Origin of the sequence: Microbacterium sp. zg-B185 (assembly GCF_030246885.1) — a bacterium.
Classification (GTDB): Bacteria; Actinomycetota; Actinomycetes; order Actinomycetales; family Microbacteriaceae; genus Microbacterium.
Window position 1 is genome coordinate 2,440,388 of the sequence record NZ_CP126739.1, and the last position, 22,827, is coordinate 2,463,214.

Genomic DNA, 22,827 nt, shown 5'->3' on the forward strand with positions numbered 1-22,827 from the left:
TTCACCGGGAGCGCGCACTCTCGTAAGCGTGGCTGTCTACGGTCAATCCGTGCCCCGCACCGGGCACGACCCGACAACCGTGAAGGATTCACAGTGAAGCTCTCCCGCATTGCCAAGATCGGCGCCATCGGCGCTGTCGCGGCCCTCGCCCTCACCGCCTGCGCTGCGAACGAGACGGGCGGCGGCGCGAACGTCGACCCATCCGCGCCCGCCGGTCTGTCCGGCGAACTCGCCGGCGCGGGTGCCTCGTCGCAGGAAGTCGCCGTGCAGGCGTGGACCGCAGGATTCCAGGGCGCAAACCCGGACGTGACCATCAACTACGACCCGGCCGGTTCCGGCGCGGGCCGGGAGTCGTTCCAGGCCGGGGCGGTCGCCTTCGCCGGATCCGACCGCCCTTTCACGATCGAGGAGATCGAGGCGGGCGCCTTCGACGGCTGCGTCGCGGACACCGACATCATCGAGCTGCCGACGTACATCTCGCCCATCGCCGTCATCTTCAACGTCGAGGGCGTCACCGAGCTCAACCTCGACCCGGCGACCATCGCCGGCCTGTTCTCCGGCACGATCGCGAAGTGGAACGACCCGGCGATCGCCGCTCTGAACGAGGGCGTGACGCTTCCCGACCTGGCCGTGACACCGGTGCACCGCGCGGACGACTCCGGCACCACCGAGAACTTCACGGACTACCTGTTCGCCACCGCCCCGGATGTCTGGACCTTCGAGCCCGACGGCGTGTGGCCGCTCTCCAGCGGCGAGGCCGCCCAGGGCACCTCCGGCGTCGTCTCGGCAGTTCAGGGCGGCAACGGCACCGTCGGCTACGCGGATGCCTCGCGTGCAGCCGAGCAGGGCCTTGCGACGGCGGCCGTCCAGGTCGGCGACGAATTCGTCACCTACTCCCCCGAAGCGGCCGCCGCGATCGTGGACGAGTCCCCCTTCGAAGAGGGCCGCACCGAAGGCGACCTGGCCATCGCGCTGGATCGCACCTCGGAGGCCGCCGGGGTCTACCCGATCGTTCTGATCAGCTACATGATCGCCTGCCAGGAGTACACCGACCCGGGCACCGCCGCGCTGGTGAAGGGCTTCCTCGAGTACGTCGCGAGCCCGGAGGGGCAGGAGACCGCAGCGGCGTCCGCCGGCAACGCCCCGATCTCGGAGGCGCTCACCGAGAAGGTCAACGCCGCGATCGACCTGATCGTCACCGAATAGTCGCTCGGTCCCGGTCCGCGCCGTGAGGCGTCGGGCCGGGAACCGGACCGAACCGAACCGAGAGCCAGACAGGAACTCATGACCACCACCACCGCTCCGGCCGTCAAGGTCAAGCAGCGGCCCGGCGATCGCTGGTTCTCCGGAACGGCGCTGTTCGCCGGATCGATGATCCTGGTGATGCTGGCCGCCGTGGCGATCTTTCTGATCGTCCAGTCGATCCCTGGACTGACGGCCACGAGCGACACGGCATCCTTGCTCAGGGGCAATTTCTGGCAGTACGTCGGGCCGCTCGCGTTCGGCACGATCTGGGCGTCCCTGCTGGCCCTGCTGATGGCCGTGCCGCTGTCCGTGGCGGTCGCTCTGTTCATCTCGCACTACGCCCCCCGCCGACTCGCACAGGGCCTGGGCTACATCGTGGACCTGCTGGCTGCCGTCCCGTCGGTGGTGTTCGGCCTCTGGGGGATCATCGTCCTCGCGCCCGCCGTCCAGCCCGTGTTCGCCTGGCTCAACGACAACGCCGGATGGATCCCGTTCTTCGGCGGAACCGTCTCCAGTACCGGCCGCACCATCTTCACCGCCGCGATCGTGCTCGCGGTGATGGTCGTGCCGATCATCACCGCGATCTGCCGTGAGATCTTCCTGCAGACTCCGGTGCTGCACGAGGAGGCCGCGCTCGCCCTCGGCGCGACACGGTGGGAGATGGTCAAGATGGCGGTCTTCCCGTTCGGACGCAGCGGCATCGTCTCGGCATCGATGCTCGGCCTGGGCCGCGCGCTGGGCGAGACGATGGCCGTCGCCATGGTGCTCTCGGTGGCCAACATCGTCACGTTCCGGCTGTTCACCGCGGAGAACCCCGGAACGATCCCCGCCAACATCGCCCTGACCTTCCCCGAGGCCTACGGCACGAACATCAACGTCCTCATCGCCACCGGCCTGATCCTGTTCGTCGTCACGTTCGCCGTCAATGCGCTCGCACGCTGGATCGTCAGCAGGCGCAAGGAATTCTCGGGAGCCAACTGACATGACTGTGACCACCGCTCCCCCCGCTCCCCCCCTCGCGCCCGAGATCGGGGCGCAACCGCTGCGCCTGACCAACGGCCACCTTCCCCGCTGGGCGCCGTGGGCGATCCTGGTCGGCACCATCACACTCAGCCTGCTGGCGTTCGCCGTCATCGCGTTGGCAGCACAGTCGGACATCAACTTCGCCGGAGCGGCGATCGTCGCCGTGCTGGCGTACCTGGTGTTCATCGTGGTCATCTCCTCACTGGTGGAAGGGCGGCGCAAAGGGATCGACCGCCTCGTGACCGGAGTCGTGTCGGCCGCCTTCCTGCTGGCCATGGTGCCGCTGGTGTCGGTCGCGTGGACCGTGGTGGCCAACGGCGTGGCGGGGCTGTCGGCGGAGTTCCTCTCCAACTCGATGCGCAATGTCGTCGGCGAAGGCGGCGGGGCCCTGCACGCCGTGGTCGGCACCCTGCTGATCACCCTCGCCGCTGCCGTCATCTCCATCCCGATCGGCCTGTTCACCGCGATCTACCTGGTCGAGTACGGGCAGGACCGCAAGCTGGCGCGTGGCATCACCTTCCTCGTCGACGTGATGACCGGGATTCCCTCCATCGTGGCCGGGCTGTTCGCGTACGCCGTGTTCGCCATCTTCTTCGGACCCGGCATCCGGCTGGGGATCATGGGTTCGGTCGCGCTGGCCGTTCTGATGATCCCGGTGGTCGTCCGCTCCAGCGAGGAGATGCTCCGCCTGGTGCCGAACGAGCTGCGCGAGGCGGCGTACGCGCTCGGTGTGCCGAAGTGGCTCACGATCGTGAAGGTCGTGCTGCCGACCTCGATCGCCGGGATCACCACCGGCATCATGCTGTCCATCTCGCGTGTCATCGGTGAGACGGCGCCCCTGCTGATCACGGCCGGGGTGACTGCGTCGATGAACTACGACCTCTTCTCGGGCCGCATGATGACGCTGCCCGTCTTCGCCTACTCCCAGTACATGAACCAGGGCATCCCGGCGCAGGCCTACATCGACCGCGCGTGGGCGGCGGCGTTCATCCTCATCGTCATCGTCATGGTCCTCAACCTGGTCGCGCGCCTGATCGCCAAGGTGTTCGCCCCCAAGACCGGCCGCTGAGCCGGCAGAAGGAATCTCGTGTCCAAGAGCATCGAAGTCAACGACCTCAACGTCTACTACGGCGACTTCCTCGCCGTGGAGGGCGTCTCCCTGCAGATCGAGCCGCGCAGCGTCACCGCCTTCATCGGCCCCTCCGGCTGCGGCAAGTCCACGTTCCTGCGCACGCTCAACCGCATGCACGAAGTCATCCCCGGCGCCCGCGTGGAGGGCGAGGTGCTGCTGGACGGCGACGACCTGTATGCCGCGAGCGTGGACCCCGTGCTGGTGCGCCGTCAGGTGGGCATGGTCTTCCAGCGCCCCAACCCGTTCCCGACGATGTCGATCAAGGAGAACGTCCTGGCGGGGGTGAAGCTGAACAACAAGCGCATCTCGAAGTCGGACGCCGACGATCTCGTGGAGAGGTCCCTGACCGGCGCGAACCTGTGGAACGAGGTCAAGGACCGCCTGGACAAGCCCGGCTCGAGCCTGTCCGGCGGGCAGCAGCAGCGGCTGTGCATCGCCCGCGCGATCGCGGTCTCACCGCAGGTGCTGCTGATGGACGAGCCGTGCTCTGCGCTGGATCCCATCTCCACGTACGCGATCGAAGAGCTGATCGGCAAGCTGAAGAACGACTACACGATCGTGATCGTCACGCACAACATGCAGCAGGCCTCGCGCGTCTCGGACCGGACCGCCTTCTTCAACATCGCCGGCACCGGCAAGCCGGGCAAGCTGATCGAATACGGCGACACCCGCACGATCTTCACCCACCCCAGCGTGCAGGCGACAGAGGACTACGTCTCCGGACGGTTCGGCTAGAGCGCGCGCACCGCCGGGTTCAGTCGCGCGGGCTGAGCAGGTACTGGTTCAGCCGCGCCGTGAACTCCGCGTCCAGCGGGATCGGCGCGCCGTCGATCTCGGTGATCGGGGCGGCCAGGCGCACCGAGGACACCAACCACGCGGCATCCGCCTGCGGCAGCTCGTCGGTCGGGATGCCGCGATACTGCGTGGCCAGTCCCTGCTGCTCGAGCCAGGCGAACACGCTCAGCTGGGTCGTGCCGTGCAGGATGCCGCCACTGGGCGCCGGCGTGAGGTACACGTCGCCGACCCGCAGGATCAGCGACGCGGTCGGCGCCTCGAAGACGATGCCGTCGGTGGAGACGAAGATCGCATCGTCGGCTCCGCGGCGCTTGGCCTCGCGGATCGCAGCCATGTTCACCGCGTACGAGAGCGTCTTCGCGCCGAGGAGGAGCCAGGGCGCGCGCGCCGGAACCGCGCTGTCGTAGCCGCGCTCGAGCGTGACCACCCGGACACCGCGGACGCGGACCGCGGTGAAGTCGGGGGCGGGGTTCGCGGTGATCCAGGCGGTGGGGGCCGGCCCGTGGTCCACGCCGCGGCTGAGGATGAGCTTGATCACGCTCTCGCCCGGCCCGCAATGGGCGGCGGCCAGTGCGGTGGCCGCTCGCCACTGCTCCAGATTCGGTACGGGCAGGTCGCAGATCTCGGCGGAATGCGCGAGGCGGTCCAGGTGCGCCTGCACCTCTTGCGCGTGCCCGTCCACGACGCCGACGGACTCGAAGATGCCGTCGCCGCGCTGCGTGCTCAGTTCTCCGACGCTGAGCGCGGGCGCCGCCGGATCGACCTCGGCGAAGGTCGAGGTGAAGTCGGCTCGCGGGTCATCGGGTGACGCCGGATCGATGATGAGGGCGTATCGCGAAACCATGGTCCGAGCCTAGCGAGGACGCTCCACGGGGAATGCCCATGCCGCAGGCTCGGTTACACTGAGACAGCCGGGCCGCAGTAACCCCGGGCTCCATCTTCTGCCGCTCCGAGCGGCCTCGCGCCGAGAGGCGTTCTGCGGCCCGGCACCTCATTTCCCCCGGTGGGGCTTTCCGCGCGCAGTCGCCGGCGCTCCCGCCCTAGGTGAGTGATTCCCGCCGCCACAGCGAGGCGCAGGCGGCGAGGTCGCCCGCGTAATCGGCCAGCCGCAGCGCGCGGGTGGTCAGTGCCGATGCGCGCTCCGATTCGGTCGCCTCGTAGTCATCGGCCAGGTGGCTGGCGCCCGATGCCTGAACCCGGCAGAACGCGGCCGCCCTGTCCAACGCGACGGCGAAGTCGCCCTGGAACAGTCCGCGCAGGATCGTGTCGACCAGTTCGACCAGTTCGTCCGGTCCTGCCGGAGTCGGTGCGCCGGCGACCACGGGGTCAGCCGAGACGATCTCGTTCCTGCCCCTCTCGTAGAGCAGCGCGGCGGTATGCGGGTCGTCGTGGATCATCAGCTGGATCAGGTAGAGCCGCCACAGCGCGCCGGGCAGCGACCGCGACGGCGATCGGGACCACAGCTCGGCGATGTCGTCGATCCCGTGCTCGTCCGTGAACGCCACCAGACGGTCCACCACCTCCCCGTTCGGGTCGGAGCGTGCCCGAGCCAGCAGCGCCTGCGCCGTCGAGTGGGCCACACGCGACACTTCCGCGGGGTCCTCGGCCGCGAACCGGCGGTCGAACAGCTCGGCAGGCCGCTTCACGGGCTTGTGGAACTCCCTCGAATCGTCGCTCACCGTTCCAGGCTACTCGCGGTGCGACATCCCCAGTTCGGCCGGAACGGCCGGTCGGACGCGTGATGAAGAACGCGCCGGCGCCCCGCGGTCGGACGCAGGCGCCGCACTCGGGGCTAGGAGTCCTGCGTCGGGATCGCCACGATCGGGTCCGAGGTGGGCAGCCCGGTCGGCGACCCCCCGGCGACCTCGACGGTCACGGCGATGACGTCGCCCGGTTCCATGGCACCGGAGAGCAGAGCGGTGGCGCTGCCGTCATCGGCCGCGAAGACACCGGCCGAGATCGGGTCCCCGTCTCGGACGAACCACAGTTCGTAGCTCTTGTCTTCGGCGATCTCCGGCAGTCCGTCCGTGACCAGCACGACCTTGCCGACAGACTCCGCCCAGTGCGCGGTCGCTTCCCCGCCCTCCGGGAGGGTCACCGTCTCTGCTTGCGCGTCCGGCGCCGCTTCGATCTCGTTGAGCGCGACGACGGATGCCGGGGGGTTCAGCTGCTGGCCGACGAAGACGGCGCCCCAGCCGACTCCGACCAGGAGCACCAGAGAGGCAGCCAGCGTGAACCACGCTCGCGGTCGCCACCCGCCGGGCGCCGGCGCGCCGGTGCCGCCGGAGGAGGTGCGGCGAGGCGGCTCGGCCGGCGGCAGCGGACTGTCCGCCGCCGTGTCGGGCGAGAGCGGGGCGACCTCCACGGGCCGGCCGCTCCCGGCGATCTGCACGAGAAGCGCGGCGCGCACGCCCTGCGGGGGCTGGACCTCGACGACGGCCTCTGCCAGCAGCGCCGCGGTCGCGGCATCCGCTGTGACGTAGTGCTCCCACTCCGGATGCTGTCGCCGGGCGGCGCGGAACGCGTCGGTGTCCTCGGGTGACAGCGCGTGCAGCACGTAGCCTGCCGCCAGTTCGGCGAAGTCCTGCTCGTTCACGTCGTCACCCCCATTTCCACCCGCAGCCGGGACAAGCCGTCCCGCATTCTCGTTTTGATCGTCCCCAGCGGCGTCCCCATCAGTGCCGCGATCTCGCTCTGACTGTAACCGCCGTAATACGCAAGGGTCAGGGCCTCGCGCTGCGGGTCCGAGAGCGTTGCGAGGGCCTCTGACACACGTCGGCCCTCGATCCTCAGCTCCACCTCTTCGGCGACACCGTCATATGCCACGCCGATGTCCCGGAAGCCCGCCCGCACATCGCGATCGGTACTCGCCTGGGCGGACCGTACGCGGTCCACGGCACGGCGATGTGCGATCGTCAGCACCCACGATCTTCCCTGACCTTTGTTCGGAGCGAACCGGCCCGCGGATTGCCAGATCTCCAGGAACACCTCCTGCAGCACCTCTTCGCTCTGCGACCGGTCGACCAGCACGCGCAGGATCAGGCCGAAGACCCGCGGCGAGAGCATGTCATAGAGGCGGGCGAAGGCGACCTGGTCGCCGTCGGCAACACGCAGCAGCAGCTCGCCGGCATGGTCGACGACACCCGAGCCCTCATCGGGCACGTCCACGCCATCGATCACCACACTGAACAGCATGCCCCAGGACGGCCCTGCTCCCCGTGCGCGACGCGAGGGTTGACACACGGCGGTTGATGGGATCTGGATCCGCGACGCGTGTACATGACCGCTGTCAGCCCCCACACGGCTGCGAAACCGGCGGATTCCGGGCGGACGCCGATGCCCGTCCCATCCGATCCGGACCTCGCGCCGAAGACCTTGTGTAGGCCGCCTCGGTGGCCCACAGCACCGCTGGCCCTGCGACGCCGCATCGGCGACGCGAAACCTAGGAGGACATCATGTCCCGCAAGAAGCTGTACCTGCTCGCACTTCCGATCGCATTCGCCGCCGCCATCACCCTCAGCGCCTGTTCCTCGGGCGCGAGCACCACGACCGAGACCACCGCACCGCCCATGTCCGAGGAGAGCATGACGCCGGAGACCGAGATGGATCCGGCGGCCGACCTGGTCGGGGCCGGCTGCGCGGGCTACGCCGAGGCGGTGCCCGAGGGAGCGGGCTCGGTCGAGGGAATGTCGCAGGATCCCGTCGCCACCGCAGCATCGAACAACCCGCTGCTGACGACGCTGACCGCTGCGGTCTCGGGTCAGCTGAACCCGAACGTCAACCTGGTGGACACGCTCAACGGAGACGAGTTCACGGTCTTCGCGCCGGTCGATGACGCGTTCGCGAAGATCGACCCGGCCACCATCGAGGTGCTCAAGACCGACAGCGATCTGCTGACGTCGATCCTGACGTATCACGTCGTTCCCGGTCAGGTCGCACCGGACGACGTCGCCGGCACGCACACCACGGTCAACGGCGCAGACCTCGAGGTCACCGGCAGCGGAGACGACCTGATGGTCAACGGCGAGGCCGCCGTCATCTGCGGTGGCGTCAAGACTGCCAACGCGACCGTCTACCTCATCGACACGGTGCTGATGCCGCCGGCGATGTAACCAGACCGCCGGCTGAGCCGGCATCCCGGGGGGCGGAGCGACCGCCGACGCTTGCGAGGTGGCGTCGGCGGTCGCTCTGGTCGTGCACCCCACCCGCTCCCCTGTCACGACACGCCGCAGCTGTTCGCAGATCGTGACAGCCGAACGCGTGAGTGCGATGCTGCGAGGCATGGTCCCAGCCGAAGTAGGCTGGAGGTCGCGGGCCTCTAGCTCAGTCGGTAGAGCATCGGACTTTTAATCCGCGGGTCGTGGGTTCGAGCCCCACGGGGCCCACTCGCGCGAAGGGACGCCCCTCAGGGTGTCCCTTCCGTCATGCCGGGGCCGCGCAGATGCCGGGCGCCGGTCACAGCGCACGGAGCATCTCACGCTCCACACCGTTCGGCCCGGCCGAGGTCATCCCCGTGGCGACGAACCCGACCCGGGCATAGGCGGCCTGCGCACGGGCGTTGTCCTCGTGTACGTCGAGGGCGAGTTCGCGCTGCCCCTGATCACCGGCCCATTCGGCCGCGGCATCCATCAGGGCGGAGAGGATGCCGCCGCCGCGGTGAGACGGACGGATGTAGACGGCGACCACCAGAGCGCGACCTGCGACGTGCGGGCGACCGAAGTAGTCCACCCCTCCGGGTTCGGGAATCAGCACCGTCGCAGTGCCCACCCAATCGCGGCCGGCCTCGGCGATGAACTGCGCCGAGAACTCGCCGAGCGCCGCACCGGCCGCCCGTTCCTGCCAGAACGCCGCGGGACGCGCCTGAGCCTGATCATGCGTCTCCAGGAAGGCGATGCCCGCGGCCGGGTCGCGGAGCGCCTCGAGCCGGATGCTGCGCACCCGATCCGCCTCGCTCAGCCGCACGCGACGCACCGCTGCGGAATCAGGCACGTGAGTCGAGGAGGACGGCGCCGGCGTGGGCAATCTCGGCGAGTGCCCTTTCGCTGGAGTCCGGATGGACACCGGCCACCAGATCGGTGAAGACCCGCACACGGCGGCCATGCTCTATGGCGTCCAGCGCGGACGCGCGGACGCAGTAGTCGGTCGCGAGCCCGGCGATGTCGATGTCGATGATCCCGTACTGCTCGAGCAGGTGCCCGGCAGTGACACCGTCGTCGGTCATGCCCTCGAACAGCGAGTAGGCCGGCCTGCCCTGACCCTTCTTCAGGTGGTGCGTGACCGTGGAGGTGTCGAAGCCCTCGTCGTACTCCGCGCCGAACGTCCCGGCGACGCAGTGGACGGGCCAGGTATCGACGAAGTCGGGTTCGCCGGATGCGAAGTGGCCGCCGTTGTCGTTGTCGCCGTCGTGCCAGTCGCGCGAGGCGACCACGATGCGGTAGTCACCCGCATGCTCAGCGAGGAACCGGGTGACCCGCTCGGCGACCTGGTCGCCACCGACCACGCCCAGCGCGCCGCGCTCGGTGAAGTCGTTTTGGACATCGACGATGAACAGCGCTCGGGTCATGACCCGAGGGTACGACGGTACTCCTCGCGTGTCAGCGGGTGCCCGTCGTCGGCGAGCACTTCCGGCACCGTGTTCGCAGGCACCGGCGCCTCTGCGACGGCTCCGCCGTGCCCGGCCTGCGGCTGCGGGCGACCGGTCACCTCCGGTCCGCGTCGCCACAGCTTCGACGGCCACCAGATCGCCCGTCCGATGTCGTAGGACAGTGCCGGGACGAGCAGCGAGCGCACGACGAACGTGTCCAGCAGGACGCCGAAGGCGACGATGAACGCGATCTGCGCGAGGAACAGGATCGGAATGACCCCGAGCGCCGCGAAGGTGGCGGCCAGGACCAGGCCGGCCGAGGTGATCACCCCGCCGGTGGTGACCAGACCGCGCAGGATGCCGCGTCTCGTTCCGTGCACGAGAGATTCCTCCCGCACCCGAGACATCAGGAAGATGTTGTAATCCACCCCCAGCGCGACCAGGAACACGAACCCGTACAGCGGCACTGCGGGGTCGGCACCCGGGAAATCGAACACGTTGTTGAACACGAGCGCGCTGACGCCCAGGGCCGCACCGAAGGACAGCACGGTGCTCAGGATGAGCAGGACCGGCGCCAGGATGGAGCGCAGCAGCAGCATCAGGATGAGCAGGATCACGAACAGGATGACGGGGATGATCAAGGTGCGGTCCCGGATCGATGTGTCGTTCGTATCGACATCCGTCGCCGTGACTCCGCCGACCAGAGCGGTGCCCTCGCCCAACTCGTCCGTGAAGGCGGCCCGCAGTTCACGCACGGTGTAGTCCGCGGTCACCGAATCGGCCGTGTCCGTCAGCGTCCCCACCAGCAGCACGTCTGCGTCCACGACGGTCGGCTCCGGTGCCGTGGCTCCGGGCGGACCGGGTGCGGTGAACACCGGCGCGCCGGCCTCGATCGCCACGGCGGCCTGACCGGTGGGGGAATCCGCGGAGACGATGGCGACGGACTCGACACCGGAGTTGTCGTCGAGGACGCCGACCGCATCCACGATCTGATCCTCCGGGACGATGACGTACACCGGGCTGCCGGATCCGGCGGGGAAGTGCTCCGCGAGCACTTCCTGCCCGTCTCGTGCCTCGGATGCCCCGAGCACCAGGTCGCTGGAGGGAACGCCGTCGGCCTTCAGCTGCAGCGCTCCCGCGCACGCGGCCAGCAGCACCAGGGTCGTGATGATCCAGACCGGGCGCGGATGCAGTGCGACCAGGCGTGCCTGCTTGGCCCAGAATCCCCTCACCGGCTGGGTGAGATCCGCAGGCAGCTCAGCGGCAGGCTGCTTCGGGATGAAGGGCCAGAACGCGGCGCGGCCGACGAGCGCGAGCAGCGCGGGGAGGAAGGTCAGGGCGGAGAGCATCGAGAACGCGATGCCGATCGACGCGATCGGGCCGAGCGCGCGGTTGGTGGCGAGGTCGGACAGGAGCAGACAGAGCAGACCCGCGATGACCGTGCCGCCGGAGGCGAGGATCGGCTCGAACGCGCCGCGCCACGCGCGCGTGACGCTGTCCCACTTGGTCGCTCCGTCGGCGACGGCTTCCTTGAATCGGGCCACGTAGAGCAGCGCATAGTCCGTCGCGGCGCCGATCACGAGGATGAACAGGATGCCCTGCACCTGGCCGTTGAGCACGACGATGCCGGCCTTCGCCAGCCACCACACCGTCAGCAAGGCCACACACAGCGCGAAAAGCGACGTCATCAGCACGAGCACCGGCAGCAGCGGCGATCGGTAGACGATGATCAGGATCACGAAGACGGCGCCCAGCGCAGTCAGCAGCAGCAGTCCGTCGATGCCCAGGAATCCGCTGACCAGATCGGCGGTGAACCCGGCTGGACCGGTCACCCACCCCTCCAGCCCCTCCGGCAGCTCGGATTCGAGTGTCGCCGCGATCTCCTCGACGATCTCGCGGATCTCACCGTCCGTGGCGACCGGCACAAAGATCTGCGCGGCCTGACCGTCCTCGGAGATCACCGGCGGCGACACGTCACCGGACACGCCGTCCAGGGCGCCGATGTCGGCTGAGACCGTCTGCAGAGTGGCGATCTCGTCGTCCGTGAGCGAGTCGTCGCCCGCGATGACCACAACAGCCGGGATGGTGTCTCCCCCGGTGAAATCCGCGAGCCGTTCGCTGACCTGCGTCGCATCTGCGCTCTGCGGGAGGAACGAGGACTGGTCGTTCGTGGAGACCTCGCCCACCTTGCCGAAGTACGGCCCGCCGATGGCCCCGCCGATGAGCCAGACCAACGCCAGCACGATCGGGATGCCGATCCTCAACCACCGAGTCGGCTGACGGAGCGCGGAGGGCGATTTCTGCATATCGCTAGCTTATCTAGCAATATCCCGAACGGCGAAATCTCTAAGCTGGAGCGACCATGCTCTCGGCCGTGCTCGCCTTCGTCGGTGCCGTCGTCTACGGGGCGGCCGACTTCCTGGGCGGTCTGGCCGCGAAGCGGTTGCGCTCGATCGTCGTGACCGCCGTGGCCGCGGCATCCGGTCTGGCTGTGCTCGGCGCCGCCCTGCCCTTCGTGGGCGGAACCTGGACGGCGTCGGACGTCGCCTGGGGCGCGCTGTCCGGGGCGATCGGCGTCGTCGCGATCGCACTGCTGTACGCGTGCCTGGCCATCGGTCCGATGAGCATCCTCTCGCCGCTGACCGCGGTGGTCTCGGCGATCGCCCCGATGCTGTGGGGGCTGCTCGTCGACGGCGAGACACTCTCTCCCGTCGGCTATGCGGGGCTCGGCGTCGCGATCGTGGCCGTCGTGCTGGTCGGGTTCATCCCGGGCGAGAAGATGGTCCGGCCGAGCACCCGCGGGTTGCTCATGGCTGTCGGTGCGGGGCTGGCGATCGGCGCTTTCCTCATCGTCATCGACCAGACCAGCGACCAGAGCGGTGTGGTTCCGCTGATCCTCAACCGCGGCACCAACCTGCTGATCACGGTCACCGTCGTCGCCGTCCTGGCCATCCGAGCTGTTGTCAAAGGGCGACCGGCCGCCTCCGTCGTGAACGCCGCGGGCCTCCGGGTCGGCGCCACACCCACCGGCCATGCCGACCTCGAGCATGCGGTCCACGGCGATCCGCAGAGTGTCCGGCTGGCCACCACGCGCACCCGCGCATGGTGGCTGGCGATCGCATGCGGCGTGGTGGATGCCGCGGCCAACGCCCTCCTGCTGCTCGCGCTGCGCGCCGGTGAACTGTCGATCGTCTCGGCCCTCACTGCGCTGTATCCGGCCGGGACGATCGTCCTCGCCGCGATCGTGCTGCGTGAGCGCGTCGCCTGGCTGCAGTGGGCCGGCCTGGCGCTCGCCCTGGTCGCCGGGGGCATGCTCGCACTGGCGTGACCGCCCGCCGGCGCCGACACACCGCGGCTCAGCCGCGCGCGAACAGCAGCACTGAGGACGCGATCAGCCCCGCCACGCCCAGCGCGAGGAACCCACCGGCGAGCAACGTGAGCGCCCGGACCAGCGGCGAGCCGTGCGTGAACCGCATACGGTTCTGCCAGCCGCGCCGGACGAAGATGTCGTACATGCCGGCGCCGCCGACCGCGTGGATCTGTTCGGATGTGAGCGGCGCCTCGTTCACGCCACCGTCCTCGCCGAACCAGCGCACGACCGTGCCGTGCTCCGTGGCTTCCACGACGGCGCGCACCGGGACCCAGGTCCCGTCGACCAGGTGAACGACCAGGGCGATGACTGCCAGGAGGACTCCGGCCCCGAGTCCGACCCAGGTGAAGATCTCGATGACGGCATCGATCGCTTTGTCCATGTCGCTGAGCCACCCCTGTCGCTGATCCTAGATCAGGGCCTGCAGCGGCCAGACTTGTTCGCGTCACCGCCCGCATGAACGACAGGCCGCGACAGGCGATCCGATGTGACGACGTCTTGAGGAACCTAGACCTGACCGGGGGTTTCCCGCCCGGTGCGTTCGATGTGCCGAGACCAGTGTAACGGATGCGTCGACGCGCCCCGGCGTAGCTCGAAACCATCGAAAGCCGCTAGTGGATGCCGTAGGCCCTCATGAGGTCGGTGGCTCGGCTGCCGCGTTTGGCGATGGAGGAGAAGATCTCCGCGTTGAAGGTGCGCTCGAGTTTGGGAAGACACTCGCCGCACGGAATCCGCTCCGAGAACAGCTGCTCCAACGCGACATTTTCGCGGCCGAACCGGTTGCGCAGCAGGCAACGACGAGTCCGCCTTCACGGCGTCGGTGCGATGCCTTGAAGGTGCTGGTCAGCGGTGTCATAGTTGATCGCCCGGCGGACGTTACACGCGGTCCACCGTTGGGAGTTGGACGCATGTGGATGATCTTGTTGTTCGGAGCCGTCGCATCCGTCGCGCTCGTGATCGGCGCTGCGGTGGGTGCCCGGCTGGAGCTGCCCAAACGTCTGCTCGCGATTCTCTTGTCTTTCGCGGCCGGAGCGTTGATCACGGCCCTTTCGTTCGAGTTGTTCGAGGACTCCTATGAGCGCGGTGGGATCTGGCTTGCGGTGGTCGGCTTGTTCGCCGGCGCGGTAGTGTTCACGATCCTCAGCGCGCTTCTGGACCGCTGGGCTCAAGCCGGATCGCGTTCGAAGCCTGCGGACGAGGTCAAGGGGAGCGTCAAGCTGGACACGGACGCCGCCGCAGCGGGCCGGAGCGCCAGCTCGGCGACAACCCGAGGCACCGCCGGGGTGGCGCTTTTGGCCGCTGTGACGCTGGACGGCGTCCCAGAGAATCTGGCACTGGGCATCTCGCTGACTGAGGGCACCGGCAGCATCGCGCTGCTCGCGGCGATCTTTGCATCCAACCTTCCCGAGGCGCTTGTCGGCGCTGCCTCGATGCGGGACCAGGGACGGACTACCTCGCAGATCATGTGGTTGTGGGCGGCGTGTGCTGTCCTCCTCAGCGGTGCGGTTGTGGCTGGAGCGGTATTCCTTTCTCAGAGCGACCCGGCAGTGGTTTCCTTGCCGTTGGCGTTCGCGGCCGGAGCCGTGATCGCCTCCTTGGCAGACACCCTCATGCCGGAGGCGTACGAGCACGGTGGCCCTGCGGTCGCGTTGAGCACGGCCGCGGGGTTCGCGGTGTCCTTCGCACTGTCGCTCGCGTAGCCGATGAGACCCCTGGTGCTTCTTGCGGTGCCGGCGGTCCCCAGCTCTCCCGCTCATCGCTTCGCGTCGGGCTTCAGACGGGTGTGTTGGTCGCTCCCGCGTCGTTCTCCGGTCGCTGCGCGCGGCGCCGCCGCGCTCGGTCGAGAAGCGTCATGGTGGGAGTTGCTGCCACCCCATGAATCAGGATGGAGCCGAGAACCACGACGGACGCGATCGCCCAGAGCCGTTCACCGCCGGGAAAGTCGCCGTTCTCGAGTGCATAGGCGATGTAGAACAGGGAACCGACCCCTCGAACGCCGAAGAACGCGATCACCGCTCGTTCTCGGGGACCTGTCTTCCCCGGCGTAAGACCAACCCAGCCGCTGAGGGGTCGGATGACCAGAAGGACCGCCGCAGCAACGAGGATATCCGGGAGTGTCAACGACTGAAGCAGTCCACGGGCAACAGCCCCGCCGAGGAGAATGAGCACAGCCACAGTGAGGAGCCGTTCCACTTGCTCGACGAAGGTGTGCAGGACCGAGTGGAGTCCATGGGCTCGTTCTGCCGCTCTGATGGTGCAGGCACAGACGAAGACCGCGAGGAATCCGTATCCTTCAGCGACTTCCGCTGCTCCATAGGCGAGGAAAGTCGCCGCCAGGGCGATGAACCCGTCGGCTTTGTCGGTGAATCCCAACCGTTGCGAGAGTCCGGAGAAGAACAGGCGGCGTAACAGCCACCCCACACCGAGGCCGAGGAGCATGCCGAGAGCCAGACGCCACCCGACGTCGATCAGCAACCACTCACTGAGCCACCCCGACGGGGCCAGACCGACGGTACTGATCGCGATGGCGGCGTATGTGAACGGGAACGCGAGGCCGTCGTTGAGGCCGGCTTCGGAGGTGATCGCGAAGCGAGCCTCGTCGTCGTCGCCGTGGTCATCTTCGGTGAGCGGTTCGGCGACCTGCACTTCGCTGGCCAGCACAGGGTCGGTGGGTGCCAGAGCCGCCCCAAGCAGGATCGCGCTGGCGGCACCAAGCCCGAGTCCCCACCAGCCCAGCAGCGCAACCGCGACGATCGACAAGGGCATCGTGATGCCCAGCAGCCGCCACGTGGTGGACCACGTGCGCCAGCTGAAGACCCTGTTGATCGCAAGCCCAGCGCCCATCAGAGAGATGATGACGCAGAGCTCGGTGAGGTGGACGGCGATGACGGGATGCTCCGTCGGATTGGGATCTGGCAATCCGGGGACGATGGTGAACGCAACGATGCCTGCACCAACGAAGACCATGGGCATGGACACCGGTGCTTTGCCGAGCAGTCGCGGCAGCAAGGCAGCGAACACGGTCGCAATGCCAGCCGAAAGGTAGACCAGCCCGACAGGATCCAACGTCATTTGTGTGCCCCTCGGTGGGGTGAGGAGGGCTATCCCGGGGTGGACCATGGTGTGCTCCAACTGGCAGGTCTCCCGTGTGCAGGTTGAGGTGTACGCCCGATCAGCCGAGTCGGATGGAGGCGTGATGATCACCGCGCACGCCGACGAGAATGCACCCGGGGACCTGACGTCGAAGCCGCCACTCGACCGCGCTGCAGTCGACAGCATCGGCTGCAATATGACGGTGTCGGAATGATCGATGTCCGCGAGTACTGCGCGTGGGGAGAATGTTTGCGTCGTCGTCCCCTGCGAGGAGGGACCCGCTTGTCTAGGCGATGTGCTTCATGGGGAGACCATATGTCGAGAAGCGTCCGCTGAGTTGACGGTTGACTTTCTGACGCAACACTGAGCGAACCCTCAATGAAGTCGGCCGACGGCGGGTGCAGGCGTGCCGTAGTGGTTGACCCCGTGAGCAGCACCCGAACGAGGCCAGACCCTCTTCAGCGACGAAGTGGCAGATGACCAGCCCGCAAAGACCGGATCGGTTCGATGACGACACCTCCGCGGCCCATGCCCTCGTCGCCTCGCTCAACGCGGACCAAGGCACCGCCCAGACTCGCCGACATGGACGCGCCGTGAGCGGACCGATCGCTGTGCCGGCGCGAGTGGGCGACGGCTGTGGAGGAGGAATCGTGCGATCGTCGGGCAAGGTGGGCTGATGACCGATCTCACGGGCTCGATCGCCGCCAGTGGAGACTTCTACCGTCTGCGCAGCTCGACGCACTCGACGGTCTGCGCGGCTCGTGAGGCCGGCCACCCGAGGATCAGCGCTGAGGCGGTGAACCTGTCGCGCTCAGCGACAAGAAGCTCAGGGCCACCATTTTTCAGGATCGACGTCGCCACCCGCTACTACCCTCGGCGGGAGGAGGATGCACGATGCACACGACGAACTACTACAACACCTTCATCGAAGTCGCCGAAGACTGCCCGGTCGAGTCCGCACAGGAACCGCCCGCCGTGATGAACGCGACCATCGCGGCGCTGCATTACGATCTCATCGCGGCGGAGCCGTATACGCGCACTTCCGACGACGTGATTTTCGAGACCCATGCGCGCCGTGCCGGGATTCCCGATGACGAACGGGATGCCGCCCGGGCGGCGTTCTTTGCCAAGGGGCAGCCGTGCCTGCGCTCGTCGCCGCTGGGCAAGCGCTACGGGTGGGGCGTCCACTCGGACGCGGACGGGCGGGTTGCGGCGTATCCGGTGGAGTCCGACGAGTACCGTCGGCTGGCCGGCGATCCCGCCGTCGCGCACACGCGCGCTATGAGGTCGCGACGCGCGTGACTGATCAGCATCGCGGTCGCGGTGTGCGAGAGCACGCGGCCGGGTACTCGGCCACACGTGGGCGGGGCCTCGTGCGTCAGGGCAACGGGTCCATCATCACTTGCAGCTCTACCGTGGGCTCGGCGAACGCGGGCCCCAGGATGGTCGAAGTGTCGCCGGGGGTGATGCTTGTCACACTCACCGTTCCCGATTCGGCGGTTCCCCAGACCTTCGTTCCGGGTATGGCGACGTCTGTCGGCATCTCCGGAATTCCCAGGGCTGTGATGGACGCGGCGAGCTGATCCCACAGCGCTTGGTCTCCCCCGACATAGAAAGAGGCCGTCCAATCCGACCCGCGAATCATCGTGCAGGACGGGACCGGCGCGTCGATGGCTTCACCGACGGGGACGTCCTGCCAGCTGCCCTCCTCCCATGTCGTGCTGCCCGAGCTCGCAGCGTTCAAGGTGTCGGCAACACCCGGTGGGCAGGGCGCGTAGTCGCTGGTTTCCGGTGCCGCCGGCTCCGCTGTCGTCGGATCTGCCTTCGGCGTCGACGCCGCCGTCCCCTCCGGCGCCGGTTCATCAGCGGCGGGCGCGCCACCCGCACATCCCGCGATCAGCAGCAGGGCCACCACCGTGGCCGTCATTCCCCATGCTTTGGCGCCACTCACGACACCACCCCCCAGCGTGTCAGTTGCCGACGAGTATCCTCTCGCGAGTCGTTGGCCGCCAGCCCGCTGAGGGATCCTCATCGTGTGGCGTCGGTAGCCGAACACAGCCTCGTCCGGCGCGGCCCCTGACCCTTGCGCGCCGGCGGGTCGCGGGCTCGACGACCACGCCGGGAGTTCCGGAGGCGCGCTAAGTCTTCGGAGCGCGCCGGAGAAGGACGCGCGCCGCTACGCCTGTCGGGTTGTCCGCGCCGCCGATACAGTCGCAACGATGCCGGCAGACAGCGCGGTGAGAAGGCCGACCAACTGCATCCAGGTGCCGGCGAACGGACCGATGTCCGCAGGGTTGATCAGCCGATCGCCTGTGCCCGCCAAGAACATCCCGGTGAGGACGAAAGCCGCGGCAATCAGGCCTAACACGGGGATGAATCGCCAAGGCACGACCGCCACGACCACGGCGACCGCGGCCAGGATGATCGGTCCCGGCGGTACGACGGGAAAACCGGGAACGCCGGTCAGGAACTGGATGAGGATGCCGAGGGCAGCGACCAATAAGGCGGCGACGAGCGTGAGGCGCGCACCGCGCGGGCGGAAGCGTGTCGAGTTCGTCGGCATGCTCACCCCTCTCTGCTCAGGTGACGGTTCATCGCCGCGACTGTCGTCGCACGACGCTGTGAACCTCGTCGCGGAAGGAGAACGATGAGGGTCAGGCCCACAGCCAGATGCATGAGTCCGAGCGCGATGACTGTCGCAAGGGAAGCGCCGAGCAGGAACAGAGAGACCACGGACACCACGAGCACCGCCACCGCTGTTATCGTCCAGACCCTGGTTCCGTTCTCCGAGCGCCTCTCCAACACCGCTAGCAGTGCCCATGCGGCGGCCGCGGCGACGGCCGCCGTGATGAGGACGAGTGGGATGCTGATCGCGACGGGGCCGGCCACGGGGCTGGTGACCTCGAGTCGAACCCCCGCGATGGAGGCGACGATCCACACGGGTACGGCGGCGGCTATTGCGATGGCGACTGCCACGAGGCGGCGCGGAAGATCGGTGAGCATGTGGTCTCCTTCATATGCATCGGGGGTTCACCTGTCCGACGGCGCAGGAGCGGGAAATGTGATCCTTCGGTCTCACATTCGGCAGGGCCGCATCGTCGAGTAGTGAGGAGGGCATGCCAGTGGACGAAGCCATGAAGCACCGCCGACAGTTGGTGGGTGTCGCGTACCGCCTGCTTGGGTCGATCACGGAGGCGGAAGACGTCACGCAGGAGGCCTATGCCCGGTGGTATGCGATGTCCCCGCAACAGCGACACGCGATCGGATCGCCCGGCGCGTGGCTTACGACTGTCGCGAGTCGTCTTTGTCTCGATGTGCTCGGATCGGCCCGTGCTCGTCGTGAACGCTACGTCGGCGAATGGATCCCCGAGCCCCTACCTGCCTACTCGCTCGACCATCAGACGGACCCAGCGGACCAAGTCACGCTCGACGAGTCGATCTCGATGGCATTCCTCGTCGTCCTAGAGCACCTCACCCCCGCAGAACGTGTCGCATTCATCCTTCACGATGTCTTCCGGTACCCCTTCACCGAGGTGGCGTCTATCGTCGGGCGCACACCCGCGGCGTGCCGCCAACTCGCCACATCGGCACGCCGCCGTATCCGCGCGTCTCGACAGGCGTCAACCCCGATCGCACAACAACGCGAGATCGTCGCAGTCTTCAAGAGTGCCTGGGAAGCGAAGGACATCCCCCGGCTCCTGACACTGTTGGATCCGAACGCGACGATGAGCGCTGACGGCGGTGGCATCGTCCCGGCCACCCTCGAGCCTGTCGAGGGTCTGAACCAGATCGCCCTGTCCTTCGCCGCGTTGGCAGATCGAGCACCGGATCTGGTGGTGAGGGAGCGCACGGTGAACGGCCAGCCCGGTCTTGTGGCAGAACAAGACGGTTCAGTGGCCGTCGTCCTCGCCTTCGAGATCGCCGGCGGCCGCATTCTCCGCATCTGGGCCATGCGGAATCCTCAGAAGCTGCGGGCCTGGGCCGACAGTGAGCGCGGTCCGACACCGAACTCCCGCTGACGGTGTCGCGAGTGGCGCCGCTCTCCGCCGCGTGCCTATCGGGCTCCAGTCGTTACCGCCCGGTGAGCAACCGAACGATCAGGGCGAGTTTGTTGTGGTCATTCCTGGCGATCGCGTCGGCCCCAATTTCACTGCGAGCAAGTGGGCAGAGGATCTCGCGCCCTTACCGCCGCGGTAGCCGATCCCAATGAGTTCGACCGCCGCTGATGGATCCGCCTGCGGGCGCGACCGTACGCGGCGCTCTTTCCGCGCTGACGCTGCAGCCGAGCGGCGACCTTCGTTATCCTCACCCCATGAGCGATTCGAGCGAACGCGCGCTCCGCCTGACTGTCCATGCACTGACAGCGCGCTGCCCGGGTCAGAGGAGACCAAGGCAATGAGACCAAGGCAATGAGACCACTTCGATACTCGATCAACGTCACGCTCGACGGCTGCTGCCATCACGAGGCAGGACTTCCTCCGGACGAGGAATCGATGCGCTACTGGACCGCTGAGATGCAGCGAGCCGACGCCGTGCTGTTCGGCCGGGTGACCTACCAGATGATGGAGTCCGCGTGGCGGAAACCGGCTACGGGCACGTGGCCTGACTGGATGGATGAATGGGAGATCCCGTTCGCCGAGTCCATTGATCAGGCGAAGAAGTACGTCGTGTCCGCCACGCTTGGCCAGGTCGACTGGAATGCGGAGCTGCTGCGCGGCGAACTGGGGGAAGCGGTTCAGCGGCTCAAGCAGGAGCCAGGCGAGGGCTTGTCGGTGGGCGGCGTGACGCTGCCACTGGCGTTGGCAGACCTGGGTTTGATCGACGAGTACGAGTTTCTCGTGCAACCGGTCCTTGCCGGACATGGGCCGACGTTGCTGGCCGGTCTGGGCGAGCGCATCCAGCTCGAGCTCGTGCATCGCCATGAGTTCCGGTCAGGGGCGGTCGCCATGCGCTACCGACCCGCGCGCGACACGTCTTAGCCGCGCTCCGGTCTCGCTTGAGGTCGTCTCGCTGGGCAGCGCATCAGGGGGCGAAGTGGCCCGTCTCGTTGGACGCCTGGACGACCGGGTCGCCGTTCTCCCGCGCAGTGATCGCGCTGAGGCGCCTTGCAGGACAGGCACGCGGGCGCCAGCAGCGCCCGCATGGCGTTGACCTGCGGAGACCGGCGCACGGATACCGGGCGGTCCGCTTCAGGAAGGGCCGGTCGAGCGGGTCCGGCACAGCCACGCGGACGGAGACTGTTCAGTCGCCGCCAAGATCCCGTAACGCGGGAGAAGCCGACGCGGTGGGAGAGAGGTCGGCGATGGTGACGACGCTGCGGACCGGGGAGGCGGCGACGGGAATGGTGGCGAAGGTCATGAGCACGGCTCCGATGATCGCTGCTGGCCACGCGCCGGTGAGTGTCACGAGAACGCCGCCGGCGAGCGCACCGATCGCGAGGAAGCCCCACGATGCGAGGCGGTAGCCGGCGTTGACTCTGCCGCGGATTTCCGGCGCGACGGCGAGTTGACGGATGCTGACGGCCTGCGAGTTTGCGATGCCGATACCGACCCCGGAGACGAAGAAGGCGAGTGTCATCGCGATGAAGGTCGACGGCGTGGCCGTGGTTGCAAAAAGTACTCCTGCCAGGGGGGCGGTGTTGCCGAGAAGGAGCGAGCCGATCAGGATGCGCCCATAGCCGAACCGCTCGGTGAGTCGCCGGCTGGTCACACTCCCGAGGAAGGCGCCAAGCCCCCCGCTCATGAGTACCAGCCCGAAGATGAACGGCCCGAACTTGTAGTCCTGCAACAGCAGAACCGCCAGCGCAATGGTGAAGATCTCGTTGCCGAAGTTCCATATGCTCGCCTCGGACACGAGTCCGCGCAGGACCGGATGCCTGAGCAGGACCACGACGCCGGCGCGAGCTTGACGGAACGCCGAGTCCTTGCGGGGTGTCGCGATCGGCTTCTCGTCCGCACGGACGGAGGCAATCAGGGCTCCGGAGATCAGGTAGCTGAGCCCGTTCAGACCGATCGCCACCGGCGCCGTGATCAGTTGAACGAGCGCACCACCGACCCCGGCGCCGGCGATTCCCACCGCGGATTGGGTCGCGGTGATCCCCGCGTTGGCCTGAAGGAGCTGCTGCTTCTCGACGACCAGTGGGACGAAGGCGAACTCCGCCATCGCGTACAGGACGGTGAAGGATCCGACGAGTGCTGCGGCTGCGACGAGCATCGGGATGGTGAGCCACCCGGCAAGCGCGAGCCCGCACACGATGGCGAGCAAGATCCCTCGTGCGACGTCTGCGACGATCATCAGCGGGCGACGTTTGCCGCGATCGACCAGAACGCCCAGCCACAGTGTCAGAACCAGATAAGGAAGAAGCAGCGCCGCGCGGACGAAAGAAAGCTGCGCAGCTGTCGCGCCGAGCGTTATGAGGGCCAGCACGGGGATCGCCAGTTCGCCGATTTCTCCACCCAACGCGGATATCCCGCCAGCTCCCCACACGCGTCGGAACTGCGTGTTACGCCAGACGCTGTTAACCGTCTTCATGCCAACGAAGGTTATCGAGACACCGGCGTCGGGGCAACAGTGGTTAGATCGGTG

24 protein-coding genes and 1 tRNA gene are annotated in these 22,827 nt (G+C 67.8%); 11 read left to right on the top strand and 14 right to left on the bottom strand.

Annotation, left to right across the window (positions count from 1 at the left end):
* The first annotated feature begins 93 nt into the window (after positions 1-93).
* The 4 genes from pstS to pstB all read left to right on the top strand — a co-directional run bounded on the left by pstS (position 94) and on the right by pstB (position 4,135).
* Positions 94-1,206, top strand: coding sequence for a phosphate ABC transporter substrate-binding protein PstS (pstS, locus tag QNO12_RS11790; RefSeq protein ID WP_257503424.1), 1,113 nt, complete (start codon positions 94-96; stop codon positions 1,204-1,206).
* A 78-nt stretch (positions 1,207-1,284) separates the two neighbouring features.
* Complete coding sequence (gene pstC, locus QNO12_RS11795) at positions 1,285-2,226, top strand: phosphate ABC transporter permease subunit PstC (RefSeq protein WP_257503425.1); 942 nt, start codon at positions 1,285-1,287, stop codon at positions 2,224-2,226.
* 1 nt (position 2,227) lies between these two features.
* Positions 2,228-3,337, top strand: a complete 1,110-nt coding sequence (gene pstA, locus QNO12_RS11800; protein WP_257503426.1) for a phosphate ABC transporter permease PstA — start codon at positions 2,228-2,230, stop codon at positions 3,335-3,337.
* 18 nt (positions 3,338-3,355) lie between these two features.
* Positions 3,356-4,135 carry a phosphate ABC transporter ATP-binding protein PstB gene (pstB, locus tag QNO12_RS11805; RefSeq protein ID WP_257503427.1) on the top strand — a complete coding sequence of 260 codons (780 nt, stop codon included), beginning with the start codon at positions 3,356-3,358 and terminating at the stop codon, positions 4,133-4,135.
* 19 nt (positions 4,136-4,154) lie between these two features.
* On the opposite strand, the gene QNO12_RS11810 is transcribed toward pstB, so the two are convergent.
* The 4 genes from QNO12_RS11810 to sigK all read right to left on the bottom strand — a co-directional run bounded on the left by QNO12_RS11810 (position 4,155) and on the right by sigK (position 7,390).
* Complete coding sequence (locus tag QNO12_RS11810; RefSeq protein ID WP_257503428.1) at positions 4,155-5,039, bottom strand: aminotransferase class IV; 885 nt, start codon at positions 5,037-5,039, stop codon at positions 4,155-4,157.
* 196 nt (positions 5,040-5,235) lie between these two features.
* The gene (locus tag QNO12_RS11815; protein WP_257503429.1) at positions 5,236-5,874 is read right to left on the bottom strand and encodes a DNA-directed RNA polymerase subunit beta; all 639 of its coding nucleotides are present in this window, start codon (positions 5,872-5,874) and stop codon (positions 5,236-5,238) included.
* Positions 5,875-5,987: 113 nt separating this feature from the next.
* On the bottom strand, positions 5,988-6,791 hold the full coding sequence (locus QNO12_RS11820; protein WP_257503430.1) for an anti-sigma factor: 804 nt from the start codon (positions 6,789-6,791) through the stop codon (positions 5,988-5,990).
* Complete coding sequence (sigK, locus tag QNO12_RS11825; protein ID WP_257503431.1) at positions 6,788-7,390, bottom strand: ECF RNA polymerase sigma factor SigK; 603 nt, start codon at positions 7,388-7,390, stop codon at positions 6,788-6,790. Before sigK ends, QNO12_RS11820 begins: the two co-directional genes overlap by 4 nt.
* A gap of 260 nt (positions 7,391-7,650) precedes the next feature.
* On the opposite strand from sigK, the gene QNO12_RS11830 reads away from it, so the two are divergent.
* Both QNO12_RS11830 and QNO12_RS11835 read left to right on the top strand, forming a co-directional pair.
* Positions 7,651-8,307, top strand: coding sequence for a fasciclin domain-containing protein (locus QNO12_RS11830; RefSeq protein ID WP_257503432.1), 657 nt, complete (start codon positions 7,651-7,653; stop codon positions 8,305-8,307).
* A gap of 200 nt (positions 8,308-8,507) precedes the next feature.
* Positions 8,508-8,580 (top strand) — tRNA-Lys (locus QNO12_RS11835).
* 70 nt (positions 8,581-8,650) lie between these two features.
* Here QNO12_RS11835 and QNO12_RS11840 read toward each other — a convergent pair.
* From QNO12_RS11840 to QNO12_RS11850, 3 genes are read right to left on the bottom strand one after another with little or no spacing between them, the layout of a single operon-like run.
* Positions 8,651-9,184: a GNAT family N-acetyltransferase gene (locus QNO12_RS11840; protein WP_257503433.1), complete on the bottom strand. Its 534-nt coding sequence runs from the start codon at positions 9,182-9,184 to the stop codon at positions 8,651-8,653.
* Positions 9,177-9,758, bottom strand: a complete 582-nt coding sequence (locus QNO12_RS11845; protein WP_257503434.1) for an isochorismatase family protein — start codon at positions 9,756-9,758, stop codon at positions 9,177-9,179. The genes QNO12_RS11840 and QNO12_RS11845 overlap by 8 nt, the downstream gene beginning before the upstream one ends.
* Positions 9,755-12,085, bottom strand: coding sequence for an MMPL family transporter (locus tag QNO12_RS11850; RefSeq protein WP_257503436.1), 2,331 nt, complete (start codon positions 12,083-12,085; stop codon positions 9,755-9,757). The genes QNO12_RS11845 and QNO12_RS11850 overlap by 4 nt, the downstream gene beginning before the upstream one ends.
* Positions 12,086-12,141: 56 nt before the next feature.
* On the opposite strand from QNO12_RS11850, the gene QNO12_RS11855 reads away from it, so the two are divergent.
* On the top strand, positions 12,142-13,107 hold the full coding sequence (locus QNO12_RS11855) for an EamA family transporter (protein ID WP_257503437.1): 966 nt from the start codon (positions 12,142-12,144) through the stop codon (positions 13,105-13,107).
* 28 nt (positions 13,108-13,135) lie between these two features.
* Here QNO12_RS11855 and QNO12_RS11860 read toward each other — a convergent pair whose 3' ends face one another.
* Both QNO12_RS11860 and QNO12_RS11865 read right to left on the bottom strand, forming a co-directional pair.
* Positions 13,136-13,531 (bottom strand): hypothetical protein, encoded by a 396-nt coding sequence (locus tag QNO12_RS11860; RefSeq protein WP_257503438.1) that lies wholly within the window; start codon positions 13,529-13,531, stop codon positions 13,136-13,138.
* A gap of 229 nt (positions 13,532-13,760) precedes the next feature.
* Positions 13,761-13,940, bottom strand: a complete 180-nt coding sequence (locus QNO12_RS11865) for a nucleic acid/nucleotide deaminase domain-containing protein (protein ID WP_306820838.1) — start codon at positions 13,938-13,940, stop codon at positions 13,761-13,763.
* 117 nt (positions 13,941-14,057) lie between these two features.
* Between QNO12_RS11865 and QNO12_RS11870 the strand changes: the two genes are divergently transcribed.
* Positions 14,058-14,849, top strand: a complete 792-nt coding sequence (locus QNO12_RS11870) for a ZIP family metal transporter (RefSeq protein WP_257503481.1) — start codon at positions 14,058-14,060, stop codon at positions 14,847-14,849.
* Positions 14,850-14,922: 73 nt separating this feature from the next.
* Here the strand turns inward: QNO12_RS11870 and QNO12_RS11875 are convergent, their stop codons facing one another.
* Positions 14,923-16,221 (bottom strand): cation:proton antiporter, encoded by a 1,299-nt coding sequence (locus QNO12_RS11875; protein ID WP_257503439.1) that lies wholly within the window; start codon positions 16,219-16,221, stop codon positions 14,923-14,925.
* A gap of 915 nt (positions 16,222-17,136) precedes the next feature.
* On the opposite strand from QNO12_RS11875, the gene QNO12_RS11880 reads away from it, so the two are divergent.
* Complete coding sequence (locus QNO12_RS11880) at positions 17,137-17,544, top strand: DUF6157 family protein (protein WP_257503440.1); 408 nt, start codon at positions 17,137-17,139, stop codon at positions 17,542-17,544.
* 76 nt (positions 17,545-17,620) lie between these two features.
* Here the strand turns inward: QNO12_RS11880 and QNO12_RS11885 are convergent, their stop codons facing one another.
* The 3 genes from QNO12_RS11885 to QNO12_RS11895 form a co-directional block, all read right to left on the bottom strand.
* Positions 17,621-18,169 (bottom strand): hypothetical protein, encoded by a 549-nt coding sequence (locus QNO12_RS11885; protein WP_257503441.1) that lies wholly within the window; start codon positions 18,167-18,169, stop codon positions 17,621-17,623.
* 249 nt (positions 18,170-18,418) lie between these two features.
* A complete protein-coding gene (locus tag QNO12_RS11890) occupies positions 18,419-18,811 on the bottom strand; it encodes a hypothetical protein (protein WP_257503442.1) in 393 nt (130 codons plus the stop codon).
* The gene (locus QNO12_RS11895) at positions 18,808-19,245 is read right to left on the bottom strand and encodes a DUF6069 family protein (protein WP_257503443.1); all 438 of its coding nucleotides are present in this window, start codon (positions 19,243-19,245) and stop codon (positions 18,808-18,810) included. Before QNO12_RS11895 ends, QNO12_RS11890 begins: the two co-directional genes overlap by 4 nt.
* Positions 19,246-19,358: 113 nt before the next feature.
* Here QNO12_RS11895 and sigJ point away from each other — a divergent pair, with 113 nt between their 5' ends.
* On the top strand, positions 19,359-20,261 hold the full coding sequence (gene sigJ / locus QNO12_RS11900) for an RNA polymerase sigma factor SigJ (RefSeq protein WP_257503445.1): 903 nt from the start codon (positions 19,359-19,361) through the stop codon (positions 20,259-20,261).
* Between the two features lie 390 nt (positions 20,262-20,651).
* Positions 20,652-21,221 carry a dihydrofolate reductase family protein gene (locus QNO12_RS11905; RefSeq protein ID WP_257503448.1) on the top strand — a complete coding sequence of 190 codons (570 nt, stop codon included), beginning with the start codon at positions 20,652-20,654 and terminating at the stop codon, positions 21,219-21,221.
* A 262-nt stretch (positions 21,222-21,483) separates the two neighbouring features.
* On the opposite strand, the gene QNO12_RS11910 is transcribed toward QNO12_RS11905, so the two are convergent.
* Positions 21,484-22,773: an MFS transporter gene (locus tag QNO12_RS11910; RefSeq protein ID WP_257503449.1), complete on the bottom strand. Its 1,290-nt coding sequence runs from the start codon at positions 22,771-22,773 to the stop codon at positions 21,484-21,486.
* Between the last annotated feature and the right edge of the window lie 54 nt (positions 22,774-22,827).

Bases quoted from the DNA above. Each gene is read 5' to 3' on its own strand.
- pstC (WP_257503425.1), top strand. From the start codon at position 1,285: ATGACCACCACCACCGCTCCGGCCGTCAAGGTCAAGCAGCGGCCCGGC.
- pstA (WP_257503426.1), top strand. From the start codon at position 2,228: ATGACTGTGACCACCGCTCCCCCCGCTCCCCCCCTCGCGCCCGAGATC.
- QNO12_RS11810 (WP_257503428.1), bottom strand. From the start codon at position 5,039: ATGGTTTCGCGATACGCCCTCATCATCGATCCGGCGTCACCCGATGAC.
- sigK (WP_257503431.1), bottom strand. From the start codon at position 7,390: ATGCTGTTCAGTGTGGTGATCGATGGCGTGGACGTGCCCGATGAGGGC.
- QNO12_RS11830 (WP_257503432.1), top strand. From the start codon at position 7,651: ATGTCCCGCAAGAAGCTGTACCTGCTCGCACTTCCGATCGCATTCGCC.
- QNO12_RS11845 (WP_257503434.1), bottom strand. From the start codon at position 9,758: ATGACCCGAGCGCTGTTCATCGTCGATGTCCAAAACGACTTCACCGAG.
- QNO12_RS11850 (WP_257503436.1), bottom strand. From the start codon at position 12,085: ATGCAGAAATCGCCCTCCGCGCTCCGTCAGCCGACTCGGTGGTTGAGG.
- QNO12_RS11855 (WP_257503437.1), top strand. From the start codon at position 12,142: ATGCTCTCGGCCGTGCTCGCCTTCGTCGGTGCCGTCGTCTACGGGGCG.
- QNO12_RS11860 (WP_257503438.1), bottom strand. From the start codon at position 13,531: ATGGACAAAGCGATCGATGCCGTCATCGAGATCTTCACCTGGGTCGGA.
- QNO12_RS11870 (WP_257503481.1), top strand. From the start codon at position 14,058: ATGTGGATGATCTTGTTGTTCGGAGCCGTCGCATCCGTCGCGCTCGTG.
- QNO12_RS11875 (WP_257503439.1), bottom strand. From the start codon at position 16,221: ATGACGTTGGATCCTGTCGGGCTGGTCTACCTTTCGGCTGGCATTGCG.
- QNO12_RS11880 (WP_257503440.1), top strand. From the start codon at position 17,137: ATGCACACGACGAACTACTACAACACCTTCATCGAAGTCGCCGAAGAC.
- QNO12_RS11885 (WP_257503441.1), bottom strand. From the start codon at position 18,169: ATGACGGCCACGGTGGTGGCCCTGCTGCTGATCGCGGGATGTGCGGGT.
- QNO12_RS11895 (WP_257503443.1), bottom strand. From the start codon at position 19,245: ATGCTCACCGATCTTCCGCGCCGCCTCGTGGCAGTCGCCATCGCAATA.
- sigJ (WP_257503445.1), top strand. From the start codon at position 19,359: ATGCCAGTGGACGAAGCCATGAAGCACCGCCGACAGTTGGTGGGTGTC.
- QNO12_RS11905 (WP_257503448.1), top strand. From the start codon at position 20,652: ATGAGACCACTTCGATACTCGATCAACGTCACGCTCGACGGCTGCTGC.
- QNO12_RS11910 (WP_257503449.1), bottom strand. From the start codon at position 22,773: ATGAAGACGGTTAACAGCGTCTGGCGTAACACGCAGTTCCGACGCGTG.